Source organism: Aminobacter sp. P4_D5, assembly GCF_056401815.1.
Genome location: NZ_JBFUIP010000517.1, coordinates 1 through 864 on the forward strand (window position 1 = coordinate 1; position 864 = coordinate 864).

The window sequence follows — 864 nt, forward strand, 5'->3', positions numbered from 1 at the left end:
ATGCATAGCTTTCCGGAAGAAAAGTTACATGCATAGCTTTCCGGAAGAAAAGTTACTCCAACACCAAGAATAGCAAGACGTTTTGCTTCTTCTAGGTGCTCAGTCACAGCTGATACGTTTGAACCGAGGCCGTGATGTAATCTAAAATCTCTTAATTCATCTGGCTCATCACTTCCAGTAAGGACAAATTTCTCGTCACTGAGCTGTCCTGGATCGCCTATTTCTTTGCCAAAAAAACCATGACGAACGCCACAATACGGCCTGTGAACTTCTCGACAAAGAAATCTGTACCTGAGTTCAGGATGTTTAATATTCGTCGATGCGATGCCAACATCAATTTCGTTACGAATGAGAGATGCAAGGACAGTTGCCCATGGCATCGTAGAAATAACTATTTCGACGGAAGAGAAATTCGTATGGAATACAGATAGTGCTTCGTCAAATACAGGATATGTGAAGTTGCTTATGAGGCCAATTGTTATCTTTCCGTGAACTTCACTCGAGGATTTTGTAGTTATGCTTGGTATTTCGCGGACTGCGCTCATAATCGGCGCGCAAAGTTCGGCTAGGAGCATGCCTTCTGAAGTAAGCTCAAAGCCTCCTGAGCCACGCCTGCAAAGCACGGCTCCGACCTGTCCTTCCAAACGCTTCAGCGCGAGGCTTATGGCAGATTGCTTGAGCCGCGTCTTCTCCGAGGCCTTTGATATGCCCCGCGCATGGGCAATCTCGTGGAATATCTTCAAAAGATTCCAGTCCAGATCTCGAGAAAACTCATCAACCGGCATCATCGACGAAAATCCATTCTGCAATCCGCACAGATTGTGAAGTGTCGGAATGTATCGCGAGGAAGTTGGGTTGAAAAGC

The 864-nt window shown here is 46.1% G+C and carries 1 protein-coding gene; it reads right to left on the reverse strand.

Annotated elements, in window-relative coordinates:
- On the reverse strand, nt 1-788 hold a 788-nt coding region (locus tag AC1DWF_RS33200; RefSeq protein WP_476842756.1), incomplete at its 3' end, for a LysR family transcriptional regulator.
- Nucleotides 789-864 lie beyond the last annotated feature (76 nt).